14 protein-coding genes are annotated in these 15,303 nt (G+C 61.6%); 13 read left to right on the forward strand and 1 reads right to left on the reverse strand.

The features are described from left to right. Position 1: 1 nt before the first annotated feature. The 6 genes from waaC to HX873_RS00890 are packed head-to-tail and all read left to right on the forward strand — an operon-like array spanning position 2 to position 5,912. The gene (gene waaC, locus HX873_RS00865; RefSeq protein WP_177080403.1) at positions 2-1,060 is read left to right on the forward strand and encodes a lipopolysaccharide heptosyltransferase I; all 1,059 of its coding nucleotides are present in this window, start codon (positions 2-4) and stop codon (positions 1,058-1,060) included. Continuing rightward, positions 1,060-2,184 (forward strand): glycosyltransferase family 4 protein, encoded by a 1,125-nt coding sequence (locus HX873_RS00870; RefSeq protein ID WP_003209448.1) that lies wholly within the window; start codon positions 1,060-1,062, stop codon positions 2,182-2,184. The genes waaC and HX873_RS00870 overlap by 1 nt, the downstream gene beginning before the upstream one ends. Next, positions 2,181-2,987: a lipopolysaccharide core heptose(I) kinase RfaP gene (gene rfaP, locus HX873_RS00875; protein ID WP_177039699.1), complete on the forward strand. Its 807-nt coding sequence runs from the start codon at positions 2,181-2,183 to the stop codon at positions 2,985-2,987. The genes HX873_RS00870 and rfaP overlap by 4 nt, the downstream gene beginning before the upstream one ends. After that, complete coding sequence (locus HX873_RS00880; protein ID WP_003209451.1) at positions 2,987-3,721, forward strand: lipopolysaccharide kinase InaA family protein; 735 nt, start codon at positions 2,987-2,989, stop codon at positions 3,719-3,721. The genes rfaP and HX873_RS00880 overlap by 1 nt, the downstream gene beginning before the upstream one ends. After that, the gene (locus HX873_RS00885; protein ID WP_008439156.1) at positions 3,718-4,470 is read left to right on the forward strand and encodes a lipopolysaccharide kinase InaA family protein; all 753 of its coding nucleotides are present in this window, start codon (positions 3,718-3,720) and stop codon (positions 4,468-4,470) included. The genes HX873_RS00880 and HX873_RS00885 overlap by 4 nt, the downstream gene beginning before the upstream one ends. Beyond that, positions 4,470-5,912 carry a lipopolysaccharide kinase InaA family protein gene (locus HX873_RS00890; RefSeq protein WP_177022506.1) on the forward strand — a complete coding sequence of 481 codons (1,443 nt, stop codon included), beginning with the start codon at positions 4,470-4,472 and terminating at the stop codon, positions 5,910-5,912. The genes HX873_RS00885 and HX873_RS00890 overlap by 1 nt, the downstream gene beginning before the upstream one ends. A 66-nt stretch (positions 5,913-5,978) precedes the next feature. On the opposite strand, the gene HX873_RS00895 is transcribed toward HX873_RS00890, so the two are convergent. Beyond that, entirely contained in the window at positions 5,979-8,069 is a 2,091-nt protein-coding gene (locus HX873_RS00895) for a TonB-dependent receptor (protein WP_177122255.1), read from the reverse strand. A 157-nt stretch (positions 8,070-8,226) separates the two neighbouring features. On the opposite strand from HX873_RS00895, the gene HX873_RS00900 reads away from it, so the two are divergent. The 7 genes from HX873_RS00900 (at position 8,227) to HX873_RS00930 (ending at position 15,294) form a co-directional block, all read left to right on the forward strand. After that, entirely contained in the window at positions 8,227-8,559 is a 333-nt protein-coding gene (locus tag HX873_RS00900) for a YceK/YidQ family lipoprotein (RefSeq protein WP_010169294.1), read from the forward strand. A 53-nt stretch (positions 8,560-8,612) separates the two neighbouring features. Then, a complete protein-coding gene (locus HX873_RS00905) occupies positions 8,613-8,966 on the forward strand; it encodes a YceK/YidQ family lipoprotein (RefSeq protein ID WP_102367968.1) in 354 nt (117 codons plus the stop codon). 154 nt (positions 8,967-9,120) lie between these two features. Beyond that, positions 9,121-10,878 (forward strand): carbamoyltransferase, encoded by a 1,758-nt coding sequence (locus HX873_RS00910; protein ID WP_008439143.1) that lies wholly within the window; start codon positions 9,121-9,123, stop codon positions 10,876-10,878. Then, the gene (locus HX873_RS00915; RefSeq protein WP_008439141.1) at positions 10,879-11,775 is read left to right on the forward strand and encodes a GNAT family N-acetyltransferase; all 897 of its coding nucleotides are present in this window, start codon (positions 10,879-10,881) and stop codon (positions 11,773-11,775) included. Continuing rightward, the gene (locus HX873_RS00920) at positions 11,772-13,178 is read left to right on the forward strand and encodes a PIG-L deacetylase family protein (protein WP_177122256.1); all 1,407 of its coding nucleotides are present in this window, start codon (positions 11,772-11,774) and stop codon (positions 13,176-13,178) included. Before HX873_RS00915 ends, HX873_RS00920 begins: the two co-directional genes overlap by 4 nt. A gap of 86 nt (positions 13,179-13,264) precedes the next feature. Further along, entirely contained in the window at positions 13,265-14,413 is a 1,149-nt protein-coding gene (locus tag HX873_RS00925; RefSeq protein ID WP_177122257.1) for a glycosyltransferase family 4 protein, read from the forward strand. Continuing rightward, positions 14,410-15,294: a glycosyltransferase gene (locus HX873_RS00930; RefSeq protein ID WP_003209477.1), complete on the forward strand. Its 885-nt coding sequence runs from the start codon at positions 14,410-14,412 to the stop codon at positions 15,292-15,294. Before HX873_RS00925 ends, HX873_RS00930 begins: the two co-directional genes overlap by 4 nt. Positions 15,295-15,303: the final 9 nt, after the last annotated feature.

Genomic DNA, 15,303 nt, shown 5'->3' on the forward strand with positions numbered 1-15,303 from the left:
GTTGCGGGTTCTGGTAATCAAGACCTCATCCCTGGGCGATGTGATTCATGCCTTGCCGGCGTTGACCGACGCGGCGCGGGCGATCCCGGGCATCCGGTTTGACTGGGTGGTGGAAGAAGGCTTCGCCGAGATTCCCACCTGGCACCCGGCGGTGGACAAGGTGATCCCGGTGGCGATCCGCCGCTGGCGCAAGAACCTCTGGCAGACCTTCAAGAGTGGCGAATGGCGGCGCTTCAAGAAGAGCGTGCAGTCGACCAAATATGACCTGGTGATCGACGCCCAGGGCCTGCTGAAAAGTGCCTGGCTGACCCGCTACGTACGTGCCCCGGTGGCCGGTTTCGACAAACAGTCGGCTCGCGAGCCATTGGCGGCGCACTTCTATTCCCGGCGCCTGGCCGTGGCCCGTGGGCAGCACGCGGTGGAGCGCTTGCGCCAGCTGTTTGCCGTCGCCCTCGGTTATGACCTGCCAAAAGGCCTGGGCGACTACGGCCTCAGTGTCGACAAGCTGCTGGGCCTGCCGCCGAAAAAACCGTTTGTACTGCTGCTGCACGGTACCACCTGGGACACCAAGCACTGGCCTGAAGCCTACTGGCGCGACCTGGCCGAACGCATGGACCGCTTTGGCGTGGACGTGAAGTTGCCGTGGGGCAATGCCGCCGAAAAAGCCCGGGCTGAACGCCTGGCCCAGGGCCTGAAAAACGCCGAAGTGCTGCCCAAGCTGAACCTCGCGGGCGTGGCCCGGGTGCTGGCGGGTGCGAAGGCGTGTGTTGCGGTCGACACCGGCCTTGGCCACTTGGCCGCAGCGCTGGATGTGCCAACGATTTCCTTGTTCGGCCCTACCAATCCTGGCCTGACCGGGGCTTATGGCAAGGCGCAGATTCACCTGGCCAGCGACTTCCCGTGTGCGCCATGCCTGCAAAAGAAATGCACTTATCAACCGACTGCCGAAGACCAGCGTCGGTTCGATCTCAAGCGCGAGTGGCCCCTGTGCTTCACTCGCCTGAACCCTGAGCGTGTCGCAACTCGTTTAAGCACGTTGTTACTGGCTGAGGAACACTGATGCAACTGGCTTTTGTCCTCTACAAATACTTCCCCTTTGGTGGCCTGCAGCGCGACTTCATGCGCATTGCCCTGGAGTGCCAGCAGCGCGGGCATCAGATTCGCGTCTATACGCTGATCTGGGAGGGTGACGTGCCGCCGGGCTTTGAAGTACTGGTGGCGCCGGTCAAGGCGCTGGTCAACCATCGGCGCAATGAAAAGCTCTACGCCTGGATCCAGGCCGACCTGGCCAAGCGCCCGGTGGACCGCGTGGTGGGCTTCAACAAGATGCCGGGGCTGGACCTGTACTTCGCCGCCGACGGCGTGTTCGAAGACAAGGCGCAGAACCTGCGCAACCCGATGTATCGCTGGTTCGGCCGGTACAAGCACTTTGCCGAATACGAGCGTGCAGTGTTCGACAAAGACGCCAAGACGCAGATCATGGTGCTGTCCGAACACCAGCAGCAGCTGTTCACCCAGTATTACGGGACCCAGGCCGAGCGTTTTCATTTGTTGCCGCCGGGCATCGCCCGCGACCGCCGCGCGCCGCCCAATGCTGCCGAGATCCGCGCCGAGTTTCGTCGCGAATTCGGCCTGGCCGACGATGATTTGCTGCTGGTGCAGATTGGCTCGGGCTTCAAGACCAAGGGCGTCGATCGCAGCCTCAAGGCCGTGGCCGCGCTGCCGTCGAGCCTGAAGAAACGCACCCGGCTATTTGTAATCGGCCAGGACGACCCCAAAGTATTCCAATTGCAGAGTGCTGCGCTGGGCCTGGGCGACCAGGTGCAGTTCTTCAAGGGCCGCAGCGATATCCCGCGCTTTCTGCTGGGCGCCGACCTGTTGATCCACCCCGCGTACAACGAGGCGGCCGGCATGGTGCTGATCGAAGCGGTGGTCGCCGGCCTCCCGGTGCTGGTGAGCAAGGTCTGCGGCTACGCGTTTTACATCGACAAGGCCCAGAGTGGGCGGGTGTTGGACGAACCGTTCGAGCAGGCCCAGCTCAACCAGTACCTGGTGGATATGCTCGACGATCCACAAGCGCGCGCGGCGTGGAGCCGCAATGGTCTGGCCTTCGCTGAGACGGCCGACCTCTATAGCATGCCGCAGTACGCTGCGGACCTGATTCTGGCGGAGCCAAACCGATGAAGTTGATTCTTGCCGAACCGTTCAAGACCCTGTGGGCCGGACGCGATGCGTTCGCCGAAGTCGAGAAGCTGGACGGCCAGGTGTTTCGTGAGCTGGCCGCGCGCCGTACCCTGCGTACGGAAGTGGAAGGCCGCCATTATTTTGTAAAGATCCACCGGGGAATTGGCTGGGGTGAAATCCTCAAGAACCTGATCACGGCCAAGTTGCCTGTCTTGGGCGCGGGCCAGGAGTGGGACGCGATCCAGCGCCTGCATGAACTCGGCGTGCCCACCATGACCGGCGTGGCCTTTGGTGAAAAGGGCAGCAACCCGGCCGACCAGCACTCGTTCATCGTCACTGAAGAGCTGGCGCCTATCGTCAGCCTTGAAGACCTGACCATGGACTGGGTCAAACAGCCGCCCGTGCCGGCGATTCGGCATGCCTTGACCGTTGAGCTTGCGCGCACCCTGGGCACGATGCACCGGGGGGGCGTGAACCATCGTGATTGCTACCTGTGCCACTTCCTGTTGCACACCGACCAGCCGGTTACCGTGCACAACATCAAGCTCTCGGTGATCGACCTGCACCGTGCCCAGGTGCGTTCGAAGATTCCCCGGCGCTGGCGTGACAAGGACCTGGCGGGGCTTTACTACTCCGCCCTGGAGATCGGTTTGACCCGGCGCGACAAACTGCGGTTTCTCAAGGCGTACTTCCAGCAACCTTTGCGCCAGATCCTGGGCGAGCAAAGCGCGCTGCTGTCGGCGTTGGAACGCATGGCCGCCAAGCTTTACGCACGCAAGCAACGATACGGGGATGCGCTCTGATGGCGGGTTGGAACCTGGAACCCGCTTACGCCGCCCTGGCGGATGACTTTGGTAGCCTGGAAGCCGTGTTCGCCCTGCAAGGCGAGCGGCTGACCCGCGATCCGTTGTCCGAAGTGATTCGCGTGGAGCGCGGCGGGGTCAACTATTACGTCAAGCGCTACGTCGGTGCAGGCAAGGGGTTGCGCCGCTATCTGGGCAAGCCACGAGTCAAGTCCGAATGGCAGAACCTCAAGCGCTTCGCCAAGTGGGGCATACCCACCGCCGATGTGATCGCCTGGGGTCTGGAGCGTAAAGGCCTGGCGTATCACCGCGGGGCGATGATCACGCGCGAGCTGCCGAAGACTGAAGACTTGTCGGCATTGGCCGAGCGCAATGACCCGCAACTGTCAGACCCGGTGTGGGTCAACAAGATCAGTCGCCAGCTCGCTGAATACACGCGGACCATGCACGACCACCGGTTTACCCACAACGATTTGAAGTGGCGTAACTTGTTGGTGGACGACCAGCAAACCCTGTACCTGATTGATTGCCCCAACGGCGATTTCTGGCGCGGGTTCTGGCTCAAATACCGCATCACCAAGGACCTGGCCTGCCTGGACAAGGTCGCCAAGTATCACTTGTCGGCCACCCAGCGCCTGCGCTTCTACATGCAATACCGTCAGCGCAAACACTTGAGCGCGGCGGACAAACAGCGAATTCGCCACGTGGTGAAGTTTTTCGAGGGGCGAGAATGAGTGATTTCCTGGCGGCCGAAGATCGAGCATTGCTTGAGCGCAACGGCCTCGGCACTTTCGACGCGCTGTGGGCCAAGCAACTGGATGCGGTGGACGAGCCCAATACCAGCCGCGGCGGCTGGAGCAGCGTGTTTCGCCTCGAACTCGAAGGCCAGGGCTACTACCTCAAGCGCCAGAGCAACTACCTGACGCGCACCTTGCACCGCCCGTTTGGCGAGCCGAGTTTTGCCCGCGAATTTCGTAATATCAGCCGCTATCGGCAATTGGGTATTCCGGCATTGCAGGCGGCGTTTTTCGGTGAGCGCAAAGTGGCCGGAGAGCATCGGGCGATGTTGCTGACCCGGGCGCTGGATGGTTGGAATGACCTGGATTCATTGCTGGAGCAATGGTCTGAGTTGAGCGACGTGCAGCAGCGGGCAATCCTGCTGGCCTGCGGTCAGCTTGCTCGTCAGTTGCACAGCGTGGGCCAGGTGCATGGCTGTTTTTATCCCAAGCATATTTTCCTGCAGGCCACCGGCGACGGGTACGCGGCGCAGTTGATCGACCTGGAGAAAACCCGCCCGCTGCTGTTCGGCTGGCGTGACCGGGTCAAGGACCTGGAACCGCTGTTGCGCCGTGCGCCGCAATGGTCGGACGATCAGGTTCGCCAGCTGTTGGCGGCCTACCTGGACCAGCCGCAGGACAGCGCATTGGTTGCCACCTGGCACCAGCGCCTGGCGGCCCGGCGCAGTCACAAGGAGAACCGCTGATGCGTTTGTCCGAACTGAAAAATGCCGGCCGCACGCCAAGCCTGCCCCTGAGCATCGAACTGGCAGACGCTGCCGGGCCTGGGCAGTTGCAACTGCTGAGCCTGCTGCGGGTATTGCCGGGCCAGCGTTATGTCGGCGCAGCTGTGTGGCGCGGGCGCCCGGTGCTGGCCAAATTGTTGGTGGGCAGCAAGGCGGCGCGGCATTTTCAGCGTGAACTCAAGGGCGTGCGGCTGTTGGCCGAGCAAGGCCTGACCACGCCGCTGTTGCTGGCCGATGGTCTGCAAGAGGGTGAGGGCGGTTGGCTGCTGTTCGAGTTTCTTGAAGGCGCCGATAGCCTGGCTGATGCGTGGCAGGCTGTTGAACACTTGCCGCCGCTGGCTGACCAGCAGCAAGCGGTGCTCGCCGAAGCGCTGGGTGCGATTGCGCAGATGCACGCCAAGGGCCTGTGGCAGGAAGACCTGCACCTGGACAACCTGCTGCGTCAGGACGGCAAACTGTATTTGATCGACGGCGCCGGGATCTGTGTCGAAGAGGCGGGCAAACCGCTGTCGCGTAACCGGGTCCTGGAAAACCTTGGGGTGTTTTTCGCGCAGTTGCCGAAAAACCTCGAGCCGTTTACCGAAGAGTTGCTGGTGTATTACCTGCTGAGCAATGGCGAACACGCGTTGCCGCTCGAAGCGTTGCAGAAGCAGGTACGCAAGGTCAGCGTCTGGCGCTTGAAGGATTTCCTGAGCAAGGTTGGCCGGGAGTGCACGCTGTTCAGCGTCGTGCGCGGGCCGTTCGCCTTGCGCGCGACTCGTCGTGAGGAAGAAGCGGCCATGCTGCCGGTGCTGGAGCAGGCTGACGCGCTGCTGGATCAGGGCCACCTGTATAAAACCGGCGGGGCGGCCAGTGTCGCCAAGGTCGAGGTGGGTGGTCGGCCGCTGGTGATCAAGCGCTACAACATCAAGGGGGTTGCCCATTGGCTCAAGCGCTTCTGGCGCCCGAGCCGGGCCTGGCATTCGTGGCGCGAAGGCAATCGCCTGGCGTTCCTCGGCATCGCCACGCCCAAGCCGCTGGCGTTGCTGGAAAAGCGCTTCCTGTGGCTGCGCAGCCGCGCGTATCTGGTGACCGAGTACCTGCCGGGGCCGGACATCATCGAGCGGTTCGCGCCGTATGTTGAGAGTGGCGAGGCACCCGAGGCCGAATTGCAGGCCCTGGATAATTTGTTCGCAGAGTTGATCCGCGAGCGCATCAGCCATGGGGATTTCAAGGGGCATAACCTGTTCTGGCACACGGATCGCTGGGCGCTGATCGACCTGGATTCGATGTGTCAGCACACGTCCTTGAGCAGCTTCGCTCCGGCATATGCCAGGGATCGGGCAAGGTTTATGCGTAACTGGCCTGAGAGCAGTGCGTTGTATCGGGTGATTGATCAGCGGTTGCCAAAGGCAGTGGGCTAGGGGTTTAGGGCCGCTGCGCGGCCCAACGGGAGCAAGCTCCCTCGCCACAAGTTCGATGGTCAGTTTCTAAAATGTGTACTCGGCGCCGGCGCCTGCATACCACGAGCGTCCCGGCGCTGCTTCGTAATAGCGGCCGTTGCCGTCTCCGACAATCACCGACCCCACATATTGGCGATCCAGCAAGTTATCCAGGCGCAGGGTCTGGTGGAACGTCCAGTGCTCCACCTTCTGCTCAAAGCGTGCACGCCAGTTGAACACGCTGTAGCCCGGTGCCGCGTGTTGCTGGTTGGTGTCTTCGACGTAGACCTTGCTGCGGTACATGCCTTCCACGGCGGTGCTGACCCAGTCCCGGGGTTTCCAGTTGAGCTCTGCGAATAGTGTGGTTTGTGGCACACCGGGGAGGTAGTTGCCTTTGTCCACCGGTTTGCCGCCGCCAATGAAGTCGCTGTCGTAGGTGGCTTGCAGGCGGGTGTAGGCGATGTTGGTGCTCCACTGCTCGCTGAGCTGGCTTTCGATGCCCAGTTCGAAGCCGCGGCGCAGGGTGCGGCCGGCGTTCTGGTAGCTGGTGCGGCCGCCGATCGATTGGTCCACCACCAGCTCGTCCTCGGTGGTGATCTGGAATACAGCGGCGTTGACCCGGGTGTCGTTCAACTGTGCCTTCAAGCCCACTTCATACTGCGTGCTTTCCGACGGCTTCAAGCCGAAGTTGAACCCTTCGATGTTGCCCGGCGCGTACGCCAGTTCCGCCTGGGTTGGCGTCTCGAACCCCTTGCCGGCACTGACGTAGCCGTGCAGGTCGGGCGTGAAGGCGTACATCACGCTCACGGACGGTGTGTTCTTCTGATAGGTCTTGTTGCCGCTGGAGTCGCCGTTGCTCAGGAACTGGTCGTCGACATCCAGTTCCATGGTGCTGTGGCGTACCCCGGCTTGCAGGGTCCAGCGATTGATGGCCCAGTTGGCCTGGATGTAGGGGTCGAGGCTGCGGGCGGTGTCGATTTCATCCCGGCGCAACTGGCCTTTTACGCCAAGGGTGCTGCCGCTGTAGTTCTGGTAGCCGTGGCGGCTGTCTTCGCTCTGGTCGAAATCCAGGCCGGTGATGATCATCAGCTCGCCCGGCACGCTGTCGACCGGTTGCATCCAGCGCACGGAGCCGCCGTAGAACTTGCGGTCGAACTGCACCACGCCGCCGCCGCGTTCGTTAGCGGGCGTTCCCTTGGGAATCGACAGGTACTGAATCACGCTCCGTCGCCCGGTATAGGCATTCACCTGCAGTGTGGCGTCACCGAAATACCGCTCGTAATTCATCCCCAGTTGCTGGTGGTCGATGCTTTTGCGGGTGTTGTACAGCTTGGCGGCGCTGCTGACCGAGCGCGGGTCGGCCTTGTACGCATCCCACGCCTGCCCCAGCGGATCCTGCGTGCCGTTCTGTTCCAGGCTGCTGTAGATCAGCGCCAGTTTGCTGTCTTCATCGGGCTCGAAATTGAGCTTGGCAAAGGTCTGGTCGCGGCGGGCGCTGCTGTGGTCGCGATAACCGTCGGTGTCCATGCGCGAGGCGTCCAGCACGAAGCCTGCGCCGTCTGCCGCGCCTTCGGCGGTGAGGTGGTTTTTGCTCAGGCCGTCACTGCCCACCAGCGTCTCGGCACCGATGCGCGGCGGGCCTTCGCCGTTGCGGGAGAACATCTGGATCACGCCGCCGGCATTGCTGCCATACAGTGTGGCGGCCGGGCCGCGCAGGACTTCGATGCGCTCGGCGGTGTCGAGGTTGAACGTCGCCGCCTGGCCCTGACCGTCCGGGGTGCTGGCGGGTATGCCGTCGGCGATCAGCTTGATACCGCGCACACCAAATGCCGAGCGGGCACCGAAGCCACGGGAGGAAATCTGCAAGTCCTGGGCGTAGTTCTGGCGATTTTGAACCACCAGGCCGGGCACGCGGGACAGTGCCTCTGAAGCATTGATGCCCAGTTGGCCATCGCTGATTTGCTCGCGGCTGATGCTGTCCACCGAATACGGCAGGTCAAACGACGGGCTGGCACTGCGCGAACCGGTGACCACGCTGGGGTCCAGGACCAGTGGCGCTTCATCGGCCTGGGCGCTGCTGTACAGGCCAAGCAGTCCGGGAAGCAGCATCGCAAATCGAGTGGGTACAACAACTTTCATGAGTAAACCAGCATCCATGGCGCACAAAAGTGCGCGAGTTTAACGATTCAGCCAGCTTTTGCCATTTCGGAATCTTCTTACATGGCGCGGCGGTGCGTGGGGTCTGGGTCGCCAACAGGGCCGATGTTAGCGTTGCTGGCCATTCAGAGGGCTTGCCATGACGCTAAAAATGACTGCTGCGCTAAGCATTGGAATCCTTGTGTTGAGCGGCTGCGGAACGGCCAATACGCTGTTGCGCGAAGACGCGGCGGCGGCACGTGAACTCAGGAAGCAAAAAACCTACTGCCAGTCGATTCCCCGTGTCTACAGCGGAGTTGCCTTTGATTTCTGCCTGCTGCACGCCGCGCCGGACCTCACTGGCGTGCTGATGCCATTCGTTCTATTGGATATAACGGTCTCGGGCATTGTTGATACAGTGGTCCTGCCCTATACGGTCTACAAGCAAGGTACCGATGGCAACATCAGTATCTATTGGCGCCCGGGTTCATAAACGGATCCGGCAAGGTTGTATGGGGCAGGGATGAATGCCCACACTTATGCCAAATGGAGTTGTCCGTGAGTCTTGCAACCAGAGTCCTTCTCGCCGCTGTACTGGTATCCACCACCGGTTGCGGCACCATCAACACGGTGTTTCGCCCGGACGCCGTTGCCAGCCAGAACCTCAAGGAATCGCGCAGTTATTGTGAAAACGTGCCGCGTATCTACAGTGGGGTGATCTACGGTTTCTGCACCTTGAACGGCGCGCCCGACACCACCAAAGAGCACACGCGCGATGCCTCCGGCTCCCTGCCGATCTTCGCCGCCGAGCTCGTGGCCTCCGGCTTGCTCGACACCCTCGTGCTGCCCTACACGGTCTACCGCCAGAACAAGGACGGCAGCATCGAGATTTTCCGCTAGGCCTGCAGTGACAACCGGTCGCCACAATCCCTAGATCATCCCGCGCCGTGTTTACGCTATAATCCCGCCCTTTAGCTGTTTCTCGCCCAGGCGGGGAGCACACTTTTTTCAGGCGTGACGCGCCTGCATGCAGACTAAAAGAGGCTAGACCCCTGTGGCATTGACGATTCTTGGCCTGTCCGGCGCCCTTAGCCATGATCCTTCCGCAGCCTTGTACATCGACGGCAAGCTGATCGCGGCCGCCGAAGAAGAGCGCTTCGTACGCGACAAACATGCAAAGAACCGCATGCCCTACGAGTCGGCGAAGTTCTGCCTGGAACAAGCCGGTATCAAGCCTTCCGACGTTGATGTGGTGGCGATTCCGTTCGCCCCCATCAGCCTGTTCGGCGAGGCCCGCTGGCACTACGCCAAGCGTTACTGGTACGCCCCGGACCGCGCCCTCGACGCGATCCTGATGGGCAACCGTCGCTACAAGCGCTATCGCAACAAGATCGTCTGGTGCCTGGAGCAACTGGGCTTCGATCCGAAGAAAATCAAGATCGAACCGGTTGAACACCATCTGGCTCACGCCTCCAGTGCCTACCACTGCTCGGGCTTCCAGGAGAAGACCGCGATCCTCGGGATCGACGGCAAGGGCGAGTACGCCACCACCTTCTTCGGCTACGGCGAAAACGGCAAGATCCACAAGATCAAGGAATTCTACGATCCGGACTCCCTCGGCGGCCTGTATGGCGCGATCACCGAGTTCCTCGGTTTCGAGATGCTCGACGGTGAGTTCAAGGTCATGGGCATGGCGCCGTATGGCGATGCCAGCAAGTACGATTTCTCGCGCCTGGCCTCCTTTGAAAACGGCGAGCTGGTGATCAACACCGACTACGCCAACGTCATCGGCCTGCGCCGCTACAAAGAGAAGGGCAAGGGTTTCTACTTCTCACCAAAACTGATCGAGTGGCTGGGTCCGAAGCGCGAAGGCGATATCGCCGACGAGCCGTACATCCACTACGCGGCCAGCATGCAGGCGCTGTTCGAGAAGCTGGCGTTGCAGATGATCGACCATTACCTGGGCGACATCCTCAAAGACACCGGCAAGCTGGCGTTTGCCGGCGGCTGTGCGCTGAACGTCAAGCTGAACCAGAAGATCATTGCCCGCGACGACGTCAAGGAGCTGTTCGTGCAGCCGGCGTCCGGCGATGCCGGTACTGCGGTGGGTGCAGCCGCCTACGTGTCTCACGCCCGTGGCGTACCGGTTGAGAAGATGGAACACGTCTATCTCGGCCCGTCCTACAGCAACGAAGACGTGATCGCGGCGTGCGCCAAGCACGAGAGCAAGCCGGTTTGGCGCAAGATTGAAAACATGCCCAAGCGCATCGCCAGGATCATGGTCGACGGCAACCCGGTGGCCTGGTTCCAGGGCCGCATGGAGTTTGGCCCGCGTGCCCTGGGCGGTCGTTCGATCATCGGTTGCCCAAGCGCCACCGGCGTGGCTGACCGGATCAACCACCAGATCAAGTTCCGCGAGCGCTGGAGGCCTTTCTGCCCGTCGATGCTCGACACCGTTGCGCCACAGATGATCAAGGTCGATCACCCGGCGCCGTTCATGACCTTCACTTTTGAAGTGTCGGAAGAGTGGAAAACCCGCGTGCCGGAAGTGGTCCATGAAGATGGTACCTCCCGTGCCCAGGTGCTCAAGCGCGAATACAACCCGCGCTACTACGACATGATGAAAGAACTGGAAGTACTGACCGGCAATGGTGTGTCGCTGAACACCTCGCTCAACCGTCGTGGCGAAGCGATGATCTGCTCGCCGACCGACGCGCTGAACATGTTCTTCGGTTCCGACCTGCAGTACCTGATCATGGAAGACATCCTCGTGGTCAAGGACGGTGTGGACCCTTATGACGCCGTGGTCTAAATGCTGAACCGCTTCCAGGGCTGGCGTGAACGTGGCTGGACGCCTGTCGAGGCCGAGGTTTACGCCCAGGCCTGGCAGCGTTTTGGCGGCAGCGTGGCGACTCATCCGCAGATCGTCGAGCGGCTGGCGCACCTGGCGCAGATTCCGGTGCGCTACCTGGGCTGGGAGCAGGACGGTGAGCTGAAGGGCGCAATTGCTACCTGGGGGCGCGACCTGGCCCTGTCCAAGGACGTGCTCAAGCGCAAAGGCAAAAAAGGCCTGTTTGATCTGGGTAATGCCGAGATCATTCTGCCGATTGCCGCCGATGCGCAGGTGCCATTGCGCCATCGCGCGCGTTATCTCTCTGCACTGAATGAGGGGCGCGTAAGCACCCTCAAGCCCCAGGCCGAGCAGTTGGCCATGGCGCGCACACCGGAAGAGTTGTCGAAGAAGTTTCGCTACAACCAGCGCCGTGAATTGCGTTTGCTGGAAGAGGCGGGCGGCGTGGTAAGGGCGGTCGGCGAGTTTTCCAGCAGCGAACTGGCGGCGATTTACTGCGACCTGTTCCAGCGGCGCTGGGGCTTCCCGGCCGCAGGTGCCGAGCGTTTGGCCGAGGTGCTGGAGTTGCTCAAGGAATTCCTGTTCGGCTCGGTGCTGTTTCTCAATGATGCTGCGATTGCCGTGCAACTGGTGTATCAGGTGCAGGCGCCGCAGTGGGTCAGCGCCGAATACGTCAACGGCGGTGTCGACCCTGAAACCAAGGCGTTCAGCCCCGGCAGCGTGCTGAGTTTCCTCAATACCCAAAGTGCCTGGGAGCAAGCGCGGGCGAGCGACAAGCCGCTGCGTTTCTCCTTCGGGCGTTCCGACCGTGAATACAAGGAGCGCTGGTGCAACCCGGTGCCGGTGTTCAGCGTATGAGTCGCAAACAGCAATTGCTCAAGCAGCACCGGCGCAACAAGCGTATTGCGCTGTTGGTGGGCCTGTTGCTATTGGTGGCTGTCGGTGTGCTGGTGGCCTGGTGGTTGCCGCTGGTGCTGGCCGTGGTGCTGTGGGCCGCGCATGAGGCCTGGTTTGCCGATCATCTGTTCTACTCGCCTAAAGACGACTATGAGTACGCGTTTCCTGAAGGGAGCGAGTGCACGGGCCTGCGTCTTGAAGCCGGGCGCCTGCTGTTGGACACGCCTCTGGTAGGCGATGAAACCCTGATCGTCAGGGTTGAACTCAAAAGCTCTTGGCTCGGGCGTTTTCTCGACCCGGCGGTGGACGTGTCGGGCCTGGATGCACCCGACCGGCAAGTCTTCGAGCGTGGTCTTTCAGGCCGGCGTTACCTCAACCTGACGGGCATGGGTGAAGCACTCGCCGGCGGTAAGCTGCGCTTGCGCGGGCGCTTCTGCCGGATCAAGGGGCAGCCGACGCTCTGGTTGTTCCGCCAACCGGACTACCGTCGCCAACGGGTGATGGTCATCGCGCCCCATGCCGACGATGCCGAACTCGCCGCTTTCAGCCTCTACAGCCAAGCCGATGAGAGCTGGATCGTCACCCTGACGGCGGGCGAAATCGAAGCCGATCACTATCAGCAGATGGGCATGCCCAAGGCCGATGCCGCACGACTCAAAGGCCGCCTGCGTGCCTGGGACAGTGTCACCGTGCCGCGTTGGGCGGGCGTTCCCGAAGCGCAGTGCGTGCAGTTGGGTTACTTCTGCATGCAGCTTGCAGCGATGCAGGCCGCACCGGATCAGCCCCAGGCTTCCCGGGAAGCCCAGTTGGACGATACGCGGCTGTTTCGCCAGTTCAATGCCCTGGCCTTGCCCGGGGATGTGGACGGCGCCCCGACCTGGAATAACCTGATTGCCGACCTGCGGGCATTGCTGCTCAAGGCGCGCCCGCAGGTCATCGTGTTGCCAACGCCGCTGCTGGATCCGCACCCGGATCACATCTGCGCCCACGCCGCGATCCTCGAAGCCTTGCAAGGCCTGGAGTGGCAGCCGGGTACATTGCTCGGCTACGCCAACCACCTGCATGATAATGATCGTTGGCCCATGGGCGACTCGGGCGCTGGTGTGGCCTTGCCGCCACGCTTTGATGCCACGCATGAACTGGTGCCTTGCAGCTTGCCGCTCACGCTGAACCAGCAGCAAGACAAGGCCATGGCGTTGGGCATGATGCACGACTTGCAGCCGCGGGCGCCGTTCAAGCGCCGCGTGCGCAGGTGGTTGCAGCAATTATTGGCGGGCCGTAGTCCATCGCCTTATGGAGAGAATGAATTCTTCCGCAAGGCGGTGCGCCGCCATGAATTGCTCTGGGTGTTGAAGCAGGATTGAGACCTTATTGAAGGCAGGCTTGCAGCGCCTGCCGCCCCTTTTTCGCCGGGCTGCGTGCCCGCAGCCAGATTGCAGCATGGAGAGTTATGAAACCTCGTTTCAAGGTTTTGCAGTTACAGCCGGACTACAATGTCAAGACCCACGACTTCGCCGACCTCGGCGAGCAGATCGTCAAGGCCTTGCCGGCTGAACGTTTCGAGGTCACATCCGGGTTCCTCAGCGGCCGCCCGCTGCCCGGCCAGCCCCTGAGCGTGGCTGAGCACTCCCATTATTTCGAGTTGCCGGAAAAGTCTCTCAAGGGCATTCGTTTCGGCGCGATGTGGCAGATCTACAAATATTGCCGCGAGCAGAAATTCGACGTGGTCATCTGTAACCGCTTCAAGTCGGTGAACATGATGCTGTCGCTCAACCGCTGGTTGAAGATCCCCCTGTGCATCGGCATTTCCCACGGTTTTGGCGAGTACGCCCGGGGCTACCGCCGGCGTCAGACGCAGAAGTGGGTCAGCCCGGCATGGCGATTCGTCGGGGTGTCGGCAGCGGTCAGGGATTACCTGGTGGACCTCAACTGCGGGTTCACCCGCGAAAACACCACCTTTGTCACCAATGCCATCGACATCCCCCAGGCCGAAGCCTTGCAGTTGCCACGGGATGAAGCGCGCAAGGCCCTGGGTCTGCCGCTGGATGCACGGATGATTGGCGCCCTGGGCCGCCTGGTGCCGATCAAGGGCCACACCCATTTGTTGCAAGCGTTCGCCACCCTCAAGGACAAATACCCTGAGGCCCAGGTGGGGATCATCGGCTCCGGCCGCGCCGAAGCTGACCTGCGCGCCGATATCGAGCGCCTGGGCCTGACCGGCCGTGCGCACCTGCTGGGCTTTCGCGAAGATGGCATGAAGTATGTGCGCGGTTTCGACATCTGGACCATGCCGTCGTTGTTCGAAGGCCTGGGCCTGGCGCTGCTGGAAGGCATGAGCGGCCATCTGCCGGTCATCGCCTCCAATGGCCCGGCGATGCTGCCGTTGGTGCAAGGTGCCGGCGGCCTCTCCCATGATCCGGGCAATGTCGAGCAGTTGGCGGCAGCACTGGACACTTACCTGGCGCTGAGCGACGAAGATCTGCGTGCCAAGGGTGAGCAAGTGTTCCGCTACCTGGAAGAAAACCACACCTTGGACGAGTTCCGGCACAAGTATTTGAACCTGATCGAAACCGGTCTGCGTGAAGTAGGTAAAGCATGAGTCTGCAGCAACCCCTGGTCACTGTGATCATCGCCTCCTACAACCACGGGCCGTACATCGAGCAGAGCATTCTCAGTGTGCTCGGCCAGACCTACCCCAACATCGAGTTGCTGGTGGTAGACGATGGCTCCAGGGATGACAGCGTGGAGCGCATCCAGCGCTTGCAGGCCGAACACGGGTTTGATTTCCAGGTGCAGCAGAACCAGGGCCTGACCAATACCCTGAACGGTGCCATCGCTCGCGCCAAAGGCAGCCTGATCGCGCCATTCGGCTCCGATGACATCATGCTGCCCGAGCGCATCGCCACCCAGGTTGCCTACATGGAAGGCAAGCCGAAGGTGGGTATTTGCGCCGGCAATATCGAGTTGATTGATGGGGACGGCAAGCCATACCCGGAGAAGAAGCAGCGCCGCGACTTGCCGTTTCGCAGCCTGGATTTCGATGACCTGTTCCTCGATCGCAAGCCCTTTCCGCCGGCACCGACGCTGATGATCCGTCGGCAGGCGCTGGAAGAGGTCGGAGGGTTCGATCCGCTGATTCCGCTGGAAGACTTGCTGATCGAATTGAAGATCACCCACGCCGGGTACACCATCGACGTGTTGAGCGTGGTGATGGCGCGCTATCGCCAGCACGCGACCAATACCTACAAGAATCACCGCTACATGATCCAGAACATCCTCAAGACCTACGGATTGTTCAGCGATCATCCCGCCTACGATCAGGTTCGCTACAACTTCCTGAACTCGATGTTCCTCAAGACCGCCGACCGTGACCGCCCACTGGCGCGGGAGATCCTCAAGCAGATTCCGTTGAAGTTCTGGGGTCGCAAGACCTTGCGTGGGTTGGTGCGGCTGTACCTGGCGCCGCAGCGCAGCTCATAGGGCTTCGGC

Origin of the sequence: Pseudomonas sp. P7758 (assembly GCF_013386485.1) — a bacterium.
Classification (GTDB): Bacteria; Pseudomonadota; Gammaproteobacteria; order Pseudomonadales; family Pseudomonadaceae; genus Aquipseudomonas.

Bases quoted from the DNA above. Each gene is read 5' to 3' on its own strand.
- HX873_RS00870 (WP_003209448.1), top strand. From the start codon at position 1,060: ATGCAACTGGCTTTTGTCCTCTACAAATACTTCCCCTTTGGTGGCCTG.
- HX873_RS00925 (WP_177122257.1), top strand. From the start codon at position 13,265: ATGAAACCTCGTTTCAAGGTTTTGCAGTTACAGCCGGACTACAATGTC.
- HX873_RS00905 (WP_102367968.1), top strand. From the start codon at position 8,613: ATGGAGTTGTCCGTGAGTCTTGCAACCAGAGTCCTTCTCGCCGCTGTA.
- HX873_RS00890 (WP_177022506.1), top strand. From the start codon at position 4,470: ATGCGTTTGTCCGAACTGAAAAATGCCGGCCGCACGCCAAGCCTGCCC.
- HX873_RS00885 (WP_008439156.1), top strand. From the start codon at position 3,718: ATGAGTGATTTCCTGGCGGCCGAAGATCGAGCATTGCTTGAGCGCAAC.
- HX873_RS00900 (WP_010169294.1), top strand. From the start codon at position 8,227: ATGACGCTAAAAATGACTGCTGCGCTAAGCATTGGAATCCTTGTGTTG.
- HX873_RS00920 (WP_177122256.1), top strand. From the start codon at position 11,772: ATGAGTCGCAAACAGCAATTGCTCAAGCAGCACCGGCGCAACAAGCGT.
- HX873_RS00930 (WP_003209477.1), top strand. From the start codon at position 14,410: ATGAGTCTGCAGCAACCCCTGGTCACTGTGATCATCGCCTCCTACAAC.
- HX873_RS00895 (WP_177122255.1), bottom strand. From the start codon at position 8,069: ATGAAAGTTGTTGTACCCACTCGATTTGCGATGCTGCTTCCCGGACTG.
- HX873_RS00915 (WP_008439141.1), top strand. From the start codon at position 10,879: ATGCTGAACCGCTTCCAGGGCTGGCGTGAACGTGGCTGGACGCCTGTC.
- rfaP (WP_177039699.1), top strand. From the start codon at position 2,181: ATGAAGTTGATTCTTGCCGAACCGTTCAAGACCCTGTGGGCCGGACGC.
- HX873_RS00880 (WP_003209451.1), top strand. From the start codon at position 2,987: ATGGCGGGTTGGAACCTGGAACCCGCTTACGCCGCCCTGGCGGATGAC.